This window comes from Brevibacterium pityocampae (assembly GCF_039541555.1).
GTDB lineage: Bacteria > Actinomycetota > Actinomycetes > Actinomycetales > Brevibacteriaceae > Brevibacterium > Brevibacterium pityocampae.
In genome coordinates this window covers 265,707-279,625 of record NZ_BAABGL010000004.1, presented here as the reverse complement: position 1 = coordinate 279,625, position 13,919 = coordinate 265,707, and the positions used below count along the sequence as shown (strand labels likewise).

The 13,919-nt window shown below is 71.0% G+C and carries 12 protein-coding genes and 1 pseudogene; 6 read left to right on the top strand and 7 right to left on the bottom strand.

Going from position 1 to position 13,919, the window contains the following annotated elements:
- Nucleotides 1-69: 69 nt before the first annotated feature.
- Nucleotides 70-666 (top strand): NAD(P)H:quinone oxidoreductase, encoded by a 597-nt coding sequence (wrbA, locus tag ABD883_RS05450; RefSeq protein ID WP_137318290.1) that lies wholly within the window; start codon nucleotides 70-72, stop codon nucleotides 664-666.
- 95 nt (nucleotides 667-761) lie between these two features.
- Here the strand turns inward: wrbA and ABD883_RS05445 are convergent, their stop codons facing one another.
- Entirely contained in the window at nucleotides 762-1,823 is a 1,062-nt protein-coding gene (locus tag ABD883_RS05445; RefSeq protein WP_345030540.1) for an alcohol dehydrogenase, read from the bottom strand.
- Nucleotides 1,824-2,135: 312 nt separating this feature from the next.
- Here ABD883_RS05445 and ABD883_RS05440 point away from each other — a divergent pair, with 312 nt between their 5' ends.
- Nucleotides 2,136-2,504, top strand: coding sequence for an MmcQ/YjbR family DNA-binding protein (locus ABD883_RS05440; RefSeq protein WP_345030538.1), 369 nt, complete (start codon nucleotides 2,136-2,138; stop codon nucleotides 2,502-2,504).
- Here ABD883_RS05440 and ABD883_RS05435 read toward each other — a convergent pair.
- On the bottom strand, nucleotides 2,488-3,138 hold the full coding sequence (locus ABD883_RS05435; protein WP_345030536.1) for a TetR/AcrR family transcriptional regulator: 651 nt from the start codon (nucleotides 3,136-3,138) through the stop codon (nucleotides 2,488-2,490). The two genes, ABD883_RS05440 and ABD883_RS05435, sit on opposite strands and share 17 nt — an antisense overlap.
- A gap of 67 nt (nucleotides 3,139-3,205) precedes the next feature.
- Between ABD883_RS05435 and ABD883_RS05430 the strand changes: the two genes are divergently transcribed.
- Entirely contained in the window at nucleotides 3,206-4,240 is a 1,035-nt protein-coding gene (locus tag ABD883_RS05430; RefSeq protein WP_345030534.1) for an alpha/beta fold hydrolase, read from the top strand.
- Nucleotides 4,241-4,375: 135 nt separating this feature from the next.
- On the opposite strand, the gene ABD883_RS05425 is transcribed toward ABD883_RS05430, so the two are convergent.
- The 4 genes from ABD883_RS05425 to ABD883_RS05410 all read right to left on the bottom strand — a co-directional run bounded on the left by ABD883_RS05425 (nucleotide 4,376) and on the right by ABD883_RS05410 (nucleotide 8,563).
- The gene (locus ABD883_RS05425) at nucleotides 4,376-5,563 is read right to left on the bottom strand and encodes an acyl-CoA dehydrogenase family protein (RefSeq protein ID WP_247618456.1); all 1,188 of its coding nucleotides are present in this window, start codon (nucleotides 5,561-5,563) and stop codon (nucleotides 4,376-4,378) included.
- A 241-nt stretch (nucleotides 5,564-5,804) separates the two neighbouring features.
- Nucleotides 5,805-6,404 carry a hypothetical protein gene (locus ABD883_RS05420; RefSeq protein ID WP_345030531.1) on the bottom strand — a complete coding sequence of 200 codons (600 nt, stop codon included), beginning with the start codon at nucleotides 6,402-6,404 and terminating at the stop codon, nucleotides 5,805-5,807.
- Between the two features lie 189 nt (nucleotides 6,405-6,593).
- The gene (locus tag ABD883_RS05415) at nucleotides 6,594-7,280 is read right to left on the bottom strand and encodes a response regulator transcription factor (RefSeq protein ID WP_345030529.1); all 687 of its coding nucleotides are present in this window, start codon (nucleotides 7,278-7,280) and stop codon (nucleotides 6,594-6,596) included.
- Nucleotides 7,277-8,563 (bottom strand): sensor histidine kinase, encoded by a 1,287-nt coding sequence (locus tag ABD883_RS05410; protein WP_137318284.1) that lies wholly within the window; start codon nucleotides 8,561-8,563, stop codon nucleotides 7,277-7,279. Before ABD883_RS05410 ends, ABD883_RS05415 begins: the two co-directional genes overlap by 4 nt.
- A gap of 132 nt (nucleotides 8,564-8,695) precedes the next feature.
- Here ABD883_RS05410 and ABD883_RS05405 point away from each other — a divergent pair, with 132 nt between their 5' ends.
- Nucleotides 8,696-9,979, top strand: coding sequence for a CPBP family glutamic-type intramembrane protease (locus tag ABD883_RS05405; protein WP_295689916.1), 1,284 nt, complete (start codon nucleotides 8,696-8,698; stop codon nucleotides 9,977-9,979).
- Here the strand turns inward: ABD883_RS05405 and ABD883_RS05400 are convergent.
- A complete protein-coding gene (locus ABD883_RS05400; protein WP_295689915.1) occupies nucleotides 9,966-11,339 on the bottom strand; it encodes a serine hydroxymethyltransferase in 1,374 nt (457 codons plus the stop codon). The genes ABD883_RS05405 and ABD883_RS05400 overlap by 14 nt on opposite strands.
- Nucleotides 11,340-11,554: 215 nt before the next feature.
- Here ABD883_RS05400 and ABD883_RS05395 point away from each other — a divergent pair, with 215 nt between their 5' ends.
- Both ABD883_RS05395 and ABD883_RS05390 read left to right on the top strand, forming a co-directional pair.
- Nucleotides 11,555-13,249, top strand: a complete 1,695-nt coding sequence (locus ABD883_RS05395) for a sensor histidine kinase (RefSeq protein WP_345030522.1) — start codon at nucleotides 11,555-11,557, stop codon at nucleotides 13,247-13,249.
- Nucleotides 13,237-13,881 (top strand): annotated as a pseudogene (locus ABD883_RS05390) (response regulator transcription factor). Before ABD883_RS05395 ends, ABD883_RS05390 begins: the two are co-directional and overlap by 13 nt.
- Nucleotides 13,882-13,919 lie beyond the last annotated feature (38 nt).

The following is a 13,919-nucleotide window of genomic DNA, read 5'->3' as shown; positions in this document are numbered from 1 at the left end:
TGACTAGGGTGAAGACGTCAGATGGTTCAGATTTCAACAGATCCGACCCGTGATCGACAGGGGATCCACATGACCAAGCTCGCAGTGATCTACTACTCCGCCACCGGCCACGGCACGAAGATGGCCGCCGAGATCGAGCGCGCCGCCCAGGCCGCCGGCGCCGAGGTGCGCGTCCGCCACATCGAGGAGCAGGTCGACCCCTCGGTGTTCGCCGAGAACCCGGCCTGGAGCGCCAACTACGAGGCGACGAAGGACCTGCCCGCCGCCACCGGCGACGACATCGTGTGGGCCGACGCCGTGATCTTCGGCTCGCCCACCCGCTACTCCAACGTCACCGGCTCGTTCCAGTCGTTCATCGACACGCTCGGTGGGCTGTGGGGACAGGGCAAGCTCGCGAACAAGGTCTACGCGGCCTACACCTCGTCCCAGACCGCGCACGGCGGGCAGGAGACGACCCTGCAGCACATGTACCAGATGATCATGCACTTCGGCGGCATCATCGTCGCCCCGGGCTACACCGACCAGCTCAAGTTCGTCGACGGGAACCCCTACGGCGTCTCGCACGTCACCGGTGGGGACAATCAGAACGAGCTCGAGCAGCCGACCATCGACGCCCTCGAGCACATGTCGAAGCGCGTCGTCGAGGTCGCCGGCAAGCTCGCCTGATCCGCACCCGCACAGCCATGCCCCGCAGAACCGAGCGGTTCTGCGGGGCATGACTGTGTCGGACGGCTCCGGTGCGGCCGGCCCGCCTTCGGCGATCAGTCCGCCACGAGCACAGTGCGACCGCGCGACTTGCCCGCTGCGAGGTCCTCGAGTGAGGCGTTGATGTTGTCCGCGCTCAGCGGCAGCTCGACGATCGGGAGCTGGGGCAGGTCGTGGGTGCGCGCCAGCTCGACGACCGCCTTGAGCTCCGGCAGGCTGCCCACGAAGTTGCCCTGGATGGTGAACACCTGGAGGGCGAGCAGAGTCGTCGGGTAGGTGTGCTCGCCGCCGAACAGTCCGACGCTCACCAGCTGGCCGCCCTTCTGGAGCGCGCCGAGCGCCATCGACGCGGTGGCGCCGTTGTTGACGAAGTCGATCGCCGCGGCGATCTTGCCCCCGGCGGCTTCGATCAGACCGGCGGTCGGGTTCTCGACCTTCGAGTTGAAGGTGATCGTCGCCCCGAGCTTCTTCGCGATCTCGAGGTTCTCGTCGCTGACGTCGACGACCGCGATCTTCTGGTGCCCGAGGGCGTTGAGGATCGCGACGGCCATGAGGCCGACACCGCCGGCGCCGATCACGGCGACGACATCCTCCTCGCCGCGCGGGAGCACCTTGTTCACCGCGGAGTAGCTCGTCACGCCCGAGCAGGCGAGCGTCGCGCCCCAGGCCGGGTCGAGGTCACCGAGCTCGATGAGGTAGCGCTCGTCGGGCACCCACACCTCGCGCGCGAATCCGCCGCGCAGGCCGACGCTGAGGTTGCGGCCGCGCGGGCAGTAGTTCTCGCGGTCCTCGCGGCAGGCCTGGCATTTGCCGCAGCCGATCCACGGGAAGACGATGTACTGCGTGTCACCGGGCTGCACGGTGGCCTCGGGCCCGGCGGCGACGACGGTGCCGACGATCTCGTGGCCGAACACCGCCGGCCACTGGACGCCGGAGGCTGCGATCGGCAGCTTGCCGGCCGAACCGAGGTCGAAGTGCCCCTCCTGGCAGTGGACATCGGAGTGGCAGACGCCGGAGTGGGTGATGTGGACGATCACTTCCTTCCCGGCGAGCTCCGGTGTGGGAACCTCGATCTCCTTGACGGGCTCTCCGGGGCCGTGGACGGCGAAAACCTGCATCCTGATCCTCCTCGATCAACTGCGCATAAGCGGGTGCTCATATTCCATCACTCCCGGTGGCGGGTGTCGAGACAGGTCCGCATGCTGGTGCACGGCGGCCGTTCGGACGCACGATGCAGCTGTTTCTCCGATGGACGAACGAATTCCGGCCCAGTGGCTTCGAAACAGAGGAGAAGCAGTTGCATCGGTGGGAAGCGGTCGCATTGAGGATGCAGGACCACGGGATTGGCGAGGTGTGCTGCGGGGTGGGATCGTGGTGCTGGCGGGGCGCGGGGCGCCTCGGCCGCGGGTTCCACGACGGAAGGGGATGACATGGACCGGGACGCAGTGCTCGCGTTCGTCGCCGAGGAGTTCTCGATCGAACCGGATTTCCCGTGGATGCACCACCCGGACTACGCGGTGCTGCGGCACGCGGACACGGGCAAGTGGTTCGCGCTCGTCATGGACGTGCCCGCGGAGAAGCTCGGACTGGCCGGGGACGCGGTCCACGAGGTCATGAACATCAAGGTCGACCCCGACGAGCTCGATGCGCTGCTCGACGGCGGCGGCGTCCTCCCCGCCTATCACATGCACAAGGGCAGCTGGGCGAGCGTGCTGCTCGGCGACGCGGAGGATGCGCTCGACGCCGCCGAGGTGCAGTGCCTCATCCGTGCGAGCTTCGCCCTCACCCCCGGCTGGTGAGTGCGGCGATCTCCGATTCGATCACCGCCCGGGCGGATTCCGGCGCTGCGGTGCCGTGGAGCACCTCGTGCGCGAGTCCGTCGCGCAGGGCGGAGAGGCGGAGTGCGAGGGTACCGACCTCTGCGTGTGCGAGGTCCGGTCGGATCTGCGCGACGAGCTGTGCGATGAGCTCCCGCGTGCCGCCGAGCGCATCGTGGACGACTGCAGCGATCTCGCGATCCGCCATCGAGGCCGCGAGGTAGGCGGACCAGACGGCTGATCCGATCCGGGCCTCCTGCGTTTCGGGGATCTGCCCGGTGAGGAGCGAGCGGAGCGTGTCGACGGCGTGATCGGTCGCGTCCCCTTTATCGATCGGGGTTGCGCGGGACGATCGTGCGGGCTCGTCCCCGGGGATTTCGGATCCCTCCGGAGTCGACCGGAAATCCTCTTCCGCCGCCGCGACGATCGCGCGCACGCCGGCGAGGACGAGGTCGCGCTTGGTGGCGAAATAGTGCTGGATCCGGCCGATCGAGATCCCGCCGTGACGGGCGACCGCGGCGAATGAGACGCCGCTGATCCCCTCGGCGTAGATGGTGGACCACAGTGCGACGACGATCTCGCTGCGGCGCTCGGCGTGATCGACGATCTTGGGCATGTGACGACTGTACGGAACAACTCCTCTCCGTTTACAGTATGAACGTACTGTAAAAGGGGAGGTGCCGATGACCGAGGCGACCATGACCACCGAGGAGGACGCCCGGCCGACCGAGGTTCGGCGGCGCGGCGGCTGCGGATCCCGGGTCGCCCGAGCCGTGACGGTGCTCCTCGCGATCGTCGGTATCGTCGCAACCGGGGAGTTCTTCTTCGGAGCCCCGGGCGTCGGGCACTTCCGGACCGCCGAAGGCCGGGCCGACTACACCGAGTCGTACGACGCGGCGATGCGATTCCTGCCCGAGTCCACCGCGGTCCACGACCTTCCGACGGCGTTCGGGACCGTCCGCGCCTACGAATGGTCGAGCCCGGAGGCCGAGGGCACCGTCCCGGTCGTGCTCATCCCGGGAATGTCCTCGGGAGTCCCGATGTGGGCGGAGAATCTCGCGGGATTCGCAGCCCACCGCCGGGTGATCGCCTTCGACGCGATCGGGGACGCGGGGATGTCGGTGCAGGGGGTGCCGATCGCTTCGTTCGAGGACCAGGCGGAGTGGATCTCCGAGGCACTGGCCCAGCTCGCTCCCGACGGTGCGCACGTGGTCGGGCATTCCTTCGGCGGCGCAGGTGCCGCAGCCTATGCCCTGTCCCATCCCGGCGATGTCGCATCGCTGACCCTGCTCGAGCCGTTCATGACCGTGGCGAACCCGCCCGTGGGGAAGTTCGCCTGGGCGATGGTCGGATCACTGCCACTCATCCCCGAGGGTCTGCGCAACCGTGCGCTCGGTGAGATCGGGGGAGTCCCCTACGATCCCGAGGACCCGGTGGCGCGCATGATCAGTGCGGGCAGCGAGCACTATCACTCCGCGCTCCCGATGCCGGCAGTGCTCGATGACGACGAGCTCCGTGCGCTCACCATGCCCGTGTACGCCGCGTTCGGCGATACCGACTCCCTGGCGGGCGGGGAGAAGGCGGCCGGTCGCGCCGACGAGCTGCTGCCGGACGCCGAGGTGACCCTGTGGGCCGGTGCCACGCACTCGCTGCCGATGCAGGAGGCCGAGGCGCTCGGCCGTGATCTCGCAGAATTCTGGTCCCGATCGGAGCGGTGACCCGGTTCCGAGCGCCAGGAGTGGGCGGCTCGGTCAAGTGACCTTCTGAGACAGCGATCTCCGGCGGTTCCTGAGAGCGGAACCGCCGGAGATCGCTGGTTCGAGCGTGGGGTCGAGCCGCGGCGGCCCGGCGCCTCAGCGGCCCAGCAGCTCGTCGGAGATGATGCGCATCTGGATCTCCGAGGAGCCCTCGAAGATCTTCGTCAGGCGGGCGTCGCGCCAGTGCCGTTCGACGGCGAAGTCCTTGGTGTAGCCGGCTCCGCCGTGGATCTGCACGGCCTCGCTCGTCACCTTCTCCGACATCTCCGCGGCGAGGTACTTGACCATCGCGGCCTCCTTCGAGCACCGGCGGCCGGTGTCGATCTGGGTGCACACGTGGTACATGAGCTGGCGGGACGCCTCGATCTGCGCGGCCATGTCCGCGACCTTGAATCGCAGGTGCTGGAAGTCGGCGAGCTTGTGGTTGAACTGGGTGCGCTGGTGCATGTAGTCGATGGAGTCCTCGAGCGCGGCCTGGGCCAGCCCGATCGAGCGGGCGGCGGTGTGGGCGCGGCCCACCTCGAGCCCGGACACGGCCTGGTAGAAGCCCTTGCCCTCCTCGCCGAGCAGCGCATCGGCGGGCAGGCGGAAGTTGTCGAAGTTGAGGTCCCAGGTCTTCCAGCCGAAGTACCCGATCTTGCGCGCCGGGGTGCCGGACATGCCCTCGGGGAACGTCCCGCGCTCCTTCTCGATGAGGAAGGCGGAGATGCCGCGGTGGCGCTTGCTCGGGTCCTCGTCGACGCTCGTGCGGGCGAAGAGGATGATGTAGTCGGCCTGGTCGGCGTAGGTGCACCACATCTTGGTGCCGTTGATGACCCACTCGCCGGTGGCCTCGTCCTTGGTCGCCTTGCACTTGATGTTCGCGACGTCGGAGCCGGCCTCGGCCTCGGACAGGGCGAATGCGCCCAGGTACTCGCCGGTGGCGACCTTGGGCAGGAGCCGCTGCTCCTGCTCCTCGGAGAAGCCGCCGCCCATGCCGTTGCCGCGGGCGAGCAGTCCACCGACGCTCATCCAGGCGCGGGACAGCTCCTCGGCGACGAGGCAGTACTCGAAGACGCCGAGTCCCAGGCCGCCGTACTCCTCGGGGATGAGGATGCCGAAGAAGCCCATGTCGGCCATCTGCTGGACCATCTCCGCGGGGAACTGTCCCTCCTCGGGGTCGACCTCGTCGGCGATCGGCAGGACGACCTCGCGGGCGAACTGGCGCGCGAGCTTCTGGAGCTCGACGCGGTCCTCGGTCATGTAGTGCGGGGTATCGGGGCGCGGACGGGGCTTGTGCGTCATCGAACATCTCCTTTGCCACCCGAACGGACCTGAACCAATCGGGTATCAATCATTCGTGTTTCATGTTACAGCGAGAATCAATCGGTGGGACAGTGAGGTCCGCATCCCAGCCGAGGCGTGCGGCGAGTCGCGGCCGAGGCGGCACGAGCGCCGGCATCGCGCGAACTGTGGGACTTACGACGGAGAGTGGTGGCATTGTTCGTCCTACTCTCCGCCGGAACCACCACACTTCGCCCGGCGGTCACCCGCCGGCGGCGCGCGCCTGGCGACGGATCAGGGTGCCGCGCAGGGCGCCGACGCCCACGAGTGCGAGCGTCACGCCCATCGCCATCGCGATGACCACCCAGTCGATGCCGAGGTCGGTCGACATCGTGAGCTCGTACACGACGATCGACAGCAGCGAGGCGAACACCGCCGGCACCGTCCAATTGGCCGACAGCCGGGAGGAGATCGAGATGAGCACGATCGCCCCGGCGGGCGCGGCCATGACGGACACCATCCAGACGGTGAGCACGACGAGCCCGGCGACGAGCGCCGAGGGCGGACCGACGTAGGACTCCTCGACCTCCATCGGGTCGTGGGTGAGAGCGGCCGGCAGGAGCGCGAGCGCGAGCACCCCGAGGCACAGGTCGACGGAGAACATGACGATCGAGGGCTGGTCGTAGACGGAGCTGATCTCCGGCCCGCCGAGCATGCTCACGGTCCCGGGGGTGAAGGCCTGCGTCATGTGGAACACCACCGACAGGGTGAGTCCGCCGGCGGCGGCGATCCACCACAGGGTCAGGGTCCGGGTGCGCGACCGCAGGGGGCTCGGCCCGTTCGTCGACACCTGTTCCGTCATGCCGACCACTCTACAAACCGCACCCGCTCACAGAGCCACGGCCGACCCGGTGCGCCGGGGATCTCACGGGGAGTCCACATCCGGCCGGTGCCATCGTGCACTCCTGGAGCCACCGTGTACTCCTGGAAACATCGTGCACTCCCGGTGCCACTGTGCGCTCCCGGAACCGCGAGCACACGCCGGCGCTCCTCACCGCGCTTCGAGGACGAGGATCGCGAGCTGCACCCGGTTGGTCACCCCGAGCTTGTCGAACACCCGCGCCACATGGGTCTTCACCGTCGGCAGCGACACGAAGAGCTGTGCGGCGATCTCCCCGTTCGTCATCCCCGCCGCCACGCACTCGGCGATCTCACGCTCGCGCGCGCTGAGCCCGGCGAGCGGGTCGGCCGGCGGTTCCGCGGCCGGGGCCGAGGCGCCGGCGAGGTCGACGAGACGCCGCACCACGCTCGGGTTCATCGCGTTCGTCCCCGCGGCCGCCGAGCGCACGGCACCGACGAGCTCGGCGGGCGGAGTGTCCTTGAGGAGGAAACCGACCGCCCCGGCGCGGAGCGCCTCGAGGATGAAGCCGTCGGTGTCGAAGGCGGTGAGCACGAGCACCCGGGGTGCGCGGGCCGGGTCCGAGGCACCCTCCACGATCGCCCGGGTCGCGCCGATCCCGTCGAGGACCGGCATCCGGATGTCCATGAGGACGACGCCGGGCGCCCACCCGGGCATCCCGGCGAGCGCCTCCTCGCCGTTGCCCGCCTCGCCGGCGACCTCGATATCGGGAGCCCCGCCGAGGATGAGGCGCAGGCCGGTGCGCATGAGCGGTTCGTCGTCGACGATGACGACGCGGATCCGTTCGGGTGCGGGGTTCTGGGCGTGCGGTGCGGTCATGCTCGTCGGTCTCCCGTCTCCCACGGCAGGGTCGCCGTGATGATGTGCTCGTCGTGTCCCGGGCCCGCCGGCCGCACCTCGAGGGTGCCGCCCACGAGCCTGACCCGCTCGTCGAGCCCGACGAGCCCGAGGCCGGACCCCGGCACGCGCGCCTCGGTCCCTCCCGGCGGCATCCCGACGGCAGGATCGGCCGGCCCGGGGTTGCTCACCCGGAGCACCACCGCGCGGCGGGCCGGGCTGACCGTCACCCGGACCGGCGCGCCGGGCGCGTGCTTCCGCGCATTCGTCAGCCCCTCCTGGACGATCCGGTACAGCGTGTGGGCGATGAGCGTCGGCGCCCGGGAGTGGTCGGCCGGTGACAGCGGCGCCTCCCACGTGATGTCGACCGGGGTGCCGGCCCGGCGCGCCTCGGCGGCGAGCTCCTCGAGGTCGAGGCGCGGCGCGGTGTTCTCCTGCTCCTCGCGGAGCACCGAGAGCACGGCGCGCAGGTCGGCCGCGGCGGCGTGGGCGGATTCGCGGATCGTGGCCGCGCTCTCCCGGACGTCCTCCGGGTCGGTCTCCGCCCGGTACTCGAGCGCGCCGGCGTGCATCGCGATGAGGCTGAGGCGGTGGGACAGGGAATCGTGCATGTCGCGGGCGATCCGCGTGCGCTCGGCGATCCGGGCGCGGTCCTCCCGCGCGGCGGATTCGGCCTCGGTCATCCGGGCCTGCGCGAGAACACGCTGCCGGTTCTCGCGACGTCGCCTGCGGATCATCCCGATGAGCAGGGCGATCACCGGGATGACGAGGCTGAGCGCGAGGTACCCCCAGGCGAAACCCGGATCCCCGTCGACGCCGAGGAGCTCGGCGACGAAGGCGCCCACGACATACGTCACGACGGCCGCCACCGGCCAGGCGATGGACCGGCGGGAGCAGTGGGAGACGAGGACGACCACCGCGAGCGGCACTCCGAGCGGGGAGAACATCCCGAGTGCGATGACGAGGAGGCCGCAGATCAGCGCCGACCGCGGCCCGCTCGCGGTGCCGAGCGGGTCGGCCTCCGCCGCGGAGTGGCGGAGGGCGAACGGGGTGAGGACGATCCCCGCGACCCCGGTCACGACCTGGACCAGGAACAGCGCGTAGGCCCGCTCCTGGGGGATCGGCTCCACTCCCGCCGCCACCGGGTCGATGTACGTCCAGACGGTGAAGAGGAGCAGGCCCAGGCCGAGGAGCACGCCGGCGACCATGATCGTCGCGACCACCGCACGGCGGGTCCAGGGGTTCGGAGCGGGCAGAGTCGTCATCCCCTCGATCCTAGGGCGCGCCCGGGCCCGGCCGCTGTCGTCCGAAGGGATGATCCGACATCATCCCTTCGCCGCGCGCGTTCACCCCGCTGACCGATACCGCGGGCGTGACGAGGCGCGAAGACTGAAGACATGAACGAATACATCGCATCCTCCGCATCCCTGACCACCCCCGCCGCCCGATCCTCGGCGGCCCGACCCGCGGCCGGCGCCGAGCCCGCCGCGGCACCCGGCTCAACCGCGGCAACCCCGGCGCCCGGCACCGCCGCCGCTGCGTCCGCCGCGCCCGTCCCGTTCCACCTGCTCGGCCGCGCGCACGGTTCCCACCGGTGGTGGCGCCCGCTGCTCACCCTGCTCGCCACCGGCGCGACCTACCTCGTCCTCCTCGTCCTCGTCACCGTCGGTTTCGGCATCGCCGCGCTCCTGCCCGGCGGCACCCCGATCATCGAGACCTTCACCGCAGGGGAGACGGACATGGGCGCTCCGATCGTCCAGCTCTACTCCCTGCTGACCCTCATCGTCCTCATCCCCGCCTGCCTCATCGGCGTCCGGTTGGGCGGCGGTCGCCCGGTCGGCTCGCTGCTGTCCGTCACCGGCCGGATGCGGTGGGGCCTGCTCGGCCGGTCGATGATCCTGTCGCTCGTGCTCATCGGCGCCTCGATGCTCGTGTCCTCGCTGCTGGGCCTGGGCGAACCGATCCCGCACCCGGTGATCGACGAGCGCACGCTCGTCGCGCTGCTCATCGCCCTGCTGTTCGTGCCCTTCCAGGCCGCCGCGGAGGAACTCGCGTTCCGCGGTGTGCTGCCGCAGGTCATCGGCGGCTGGCTGCGCCACCCCGCCTGGGCGTACCTCGCGCCGGTGCCGTTCTTCGTCATCGCCCACGACTACAACTGGATCGGCCTCATCGACATCACGGTCTTCGCCGTCGCGATGGGTGTGCTCACCCACCGGTCCGGCGGGCTCGAGCTCGCGATCGGGCTCCACGTCGTCAACAACACGCTGATCTTCGTCCTCGCAGCCTTCGGCCTCGTCGACATGAACGTCACGGAGATCCAGGCGATCGGGGTCGCCGTGGCGGTCGCCACCACGGTCGTGTTCACCGCCATCGCCCTGTGGCGACTGCCCCGCTGGGACCGGACCGGCCGCACCAACCTGCCCGGCCGCACCGATCAGTCCAACAGCCCCGATCAGGGCCGCGCCGCCGACCAGTTCCGCACCCCGGCTCCGGCGCTCGCCGGATCGGTCACCGGGCCCGAGGCGCTCGCCGGATCGGTCACCGGGCCCGAGACGCCCGCCGGCACCCCTGCCCTGGTCGCCGTGACGGCTCCCACCGGGTCAACCGCTCCTACCGGGTCAACGGCTCCTACCGGGTCAACGGCACCCGCCACCTCCTCGCAGCCCCTCAGCCGGCGGTGAACCGGACCCCGGTGAACCCGGCCCGCCATGCCGCCACCTCGGCGGCGAGCGCGGAGGCCGGGTCACCGGCGCCATCCGCACCGGATCCACGGCCGGCGAGTCCCGACTCGCCGGCCGTGAGTGCGCGCGCGATGAAGTCCGCGAGCTGCGGCATGTCGGCGACGGTGAGCCCGCGGCGAGCGAGCTCCGGGGTGCCGATCCGCAGGCCGTTCGTGTCGCCGGCGACCTCCGGCCCGGGCAGGCCGATCCCGTAGGCGAGCAGGTTCGCCCGTTCGAGCGCGGCGGCCATGACGGAGCCGCCACCGAACGGTGCGGCGAGGAGCGCGAACTGGTGCGAATCGGTGAAGCCGTCCGCACCCCTGAACGGCGCGATGCCCCGGGCGGCGAGCTCCTCGGCGAGGACGCCGGCGGTCTCCCGCATGGTCCGCGCGTAGTCGGCCCCGCACGCCGTCCAGTCCGCGAGCGTCACCCCGAGAGCGGCGACCGCGCCGACATCGAAGTTCGCGGTGAGGCCGGGGAACGCGATCGCCTCGACGCGTTCGGCGAGCTCCGCCTCGTTCGTCAGGACGAGGCCGTGGACCGGGCCGGCGAGGCTCTTGTAGGTGCTCATCGTCATGAGGTGGGCGCCCTTGGCGAGCGGGTTCGCCCACACCCCGCCGGCGATCATCCCGGACACGTGGGCTGCGTCGAACAGCACCCGCGCGCCCACCTCGTCGGCGATCTCGCGCACCCGGGCCACCGGGTGCTCGAACAGGTTGAGGGAGCCGCCGAGCGTGATGAGCGCCGGCCGGACCTCCCGGGCGAGCGCGGCGAGCGCATCGACGTCGACCGAGTAGCGCGCGGCGTCGACGGGCGCCTCGAGCGTGGTGATCCCGTAGAGACCGGCCGCGCCGTCGCGGTGGTGGGTGACGTGCCCGCCGATCGTCGCCGGCGAGGCGATGATCGAGTCCCCGGGCCGGCACGTCGCCATGAAGGAGTAGAGGTTGGCCATCGCCCCGGACATCACCCGCACCTCGGCGTAGTCGGCGCCGAACACGCGGCCGGCGAGCTCGGCGGTGATGACCTCGATCGCCTCGAGCTCCCGCAGCCCGGTCTCGATCTTCGCCCCCGGGTAGCCCAGCGAGGTGCGTGGCCCCATGCCGGCGGCGAGCAGCGCCTCGGCCCGGGGGTTCATGACGTTCGAGGCGGGGTTGAGGTTGAGCGCCTGCTCGGAGTAGTAGCGCTCGCTGTCCCGTGCGAGCGCCTCGATCGCGGCGGTGATGCTCCCCGGGGCGGCGGTGTCGGCGAAGGTGTGCGCGGTGACGGCGGAGATCCGCTCGCGTGAGGCGGCGGGGAGCCAGGGACGGGACGACAGGCGCATGGGGGTCCTCTCGGATGACGGCGGTCACACTCAGGCCATCCTCACCGATCCGCCGGTGGGAGACAATGGCCGGATGGAGGGCATGAGACGCAGCGAGGCGGGCCCGGCCGGACGCGGCGTCCGCCCGTCCCCCTGCCCCGGGTCGGGAAAACCCGAAGCCGGGTGGACGGTCCACCGCATAGTGGGCGCATGCCCGGAATCCGTACGGTGACAGCATGAATGAGAAATCCCCGCCCCCGCGGCCCGACGCACCGCCCGTCCACCCGTCCGCCGATCCCCGGCCGGCCGCCCACGACGCCGCCCCCGAGCTGCCCGGTCCCGAGGCGCCCGCCGCCGAGGTGCCCGCCACCCGGCCGATCCCCTCACCCGCCCCGACCCGCGAGTACCCGGCCGGTGCCTCGACCCGCGAGAACGCGACCAGCGAACACGCAGCCGGCGAGTACTCGACCCGCGAATACCCGGCCGGTGCCTCGGCCCCGACCGCCACGCTCGAGGCGCCCGCCCCGGCCCCGGCCCGGCCCGCGGACCTCCCGCGCACCACGCACCTCGGGACGGGCCCCGGGGCCGGGGCCTCGGCACCCGGGGAACCCGCCACCGTCGCCACCGCTGCGTCGACCGCCACCGCATCCACCGCCACCGGTGCCCCCGAGCCGGCGGAGCGTTCCTGGAACCCCGCCCCTCCCGGATTCCTCGGCGCCGCCAACGTCATCGTCTCCGCCGTCATCGGTGTGATGTGGCTGTGGCTGCCGATCTCGATCCTCTTCGTCGGCATCGGCGGGATCTTCGCCGCCGGGGCCGGCATCATCTGCCTGTTCCTGTGGTTCCTGCTCCAGCGCGGGATCAACCACGTCGAGCGCCTCCGCGCAGAGGCGGTGTACGCCGACGGGATCCCCGCACCGACCCCACCAGTCTCCCGGCGCACCGGATTCGCCGGCTTCCTCGAGACCCAGTGGCTGATCCTGCGCTCGAGCGCGTTCTGGCGCTCGACCGCACACCACATCGTCAAAGCCCTCTACGGGCTCTTCGCCTTCACGCTTGCGATCGTCGGCGCCGGCCTCGGACTCGTGCTGCTCGCCGGCGCCATCACCCCCGCCTCGGCGGAGGTGTTCACGATCGGCGACCCGGCGGCGGCCGGCTTCCGGCTGCTCAACGGGGCACTCGGCGTGACCGGCATCCTCGTCGCCCTCACCCTCCTGTGGTTCGCGCCCTACCTCGACCGGGCACTCGACCGCGGACTGCTCCCGGCCACCCAGGCCGCCGCACTCCGCGCCGAGGTCCACACCCTCGACCGGGCCCGCGTGGGCGCCGTCGATGCCGCCACCGCCGAACGGCTGCGGATCGAGCGGGACCTCCACGACGGCGTGCAGCCCATGCTCGTCGCGATGTCGATGAAGCTCGGGATGGCGAAGTCGAAGTTCGACTCCCACCCCGACGACGCCCGCCAGCTCCTCACCGAGGCGCACGCGGAGAGCAAGGTCGCGATCACCGAGCTGCGCCAGCTCGCCCGCGGCATCCACCCCGCGGTGCTCACCGACCGCGGCCTCGACCCGGCGATCTCCGCGCTCGCCGCCCGCTCGGTGATCCTCGTCGACGTCCACATCGACCTGCCGCGCCGACCGGGCACCGAGGCGGAGTCCGTCGCCTACTTCGTCGTCGCCGAATCGCTGACGAACATCGCCAAGCACTCCGGTGCGAGCCGCGCCCGGGTGGGTATCGTGGGTGACGGACGATCGATGCAGATCAGCGTCACCGACGACGGACGGGGAGGAGCGCAGGTGAATCGCGACGGCAGCCGCACCGGCCTCGCCGGGCTCGCCGACCGGGTGACCTCCGCCCGCGGCACGCTCAGCCTCACCAGCCCGGCAGGCGGACCCACGACCATCGTTGCGGAGGTACCATGCGCATCGTGATCGCCGAGGACTCCGTCCTCCTGCGCGAAGGAATCGTCCGCCTGCTCACCGAGTTCGGCCACGAGGTGACGAGTGCGGTGTCCGATGCCAACGGGCTGCTCGCCGCCGTCAACACCGACCGCCCCGACCTCGCCGTGGTCGACGTGCGGATGCCTCCCACCTTCACCGATGAGGGCATCCGGGCCGCCGTCCTGCTGCGCCGCCAGAACCCGGAGACCGGTGTGCTCGTCCTCTCGCAGTACGTGGAGGAGCGCTACGCCGCCGAGCTCATCGCGGAGAACACCGGCGGGTTCGGGTACCTCCTCAAGGACCGGGTGGCCGACGTCGACGACTTCCTCGCCGCCGTCACCGAGGTCGCCTCCGGCGGCACGGTGCTCGACCCCGAGGTCGTCACCCAGATCCTCGTCCGCTCCCGCAAGCAGGACGGTCTGGCGACGCTGTCGCCGCGCGAGCGGTAGGTCCTCCAGCTCATGGCGGAGGGAAAGTCGAACGCCGCGATCGCCTCGACGCTGTACCTCAGCGCCGGCGCGGTGGAGAAGCACATCAGCTCGGTGTTCACGAAGTTCGGCCTCACCGCCGACACCTCGGAGAACCGGCGCGTGCTCGCTGTGCTCCGCTTCCTCCGCGCCTGACAGCCCGAAAGCCTGACCACCGGCCCGTTCGACTCCGC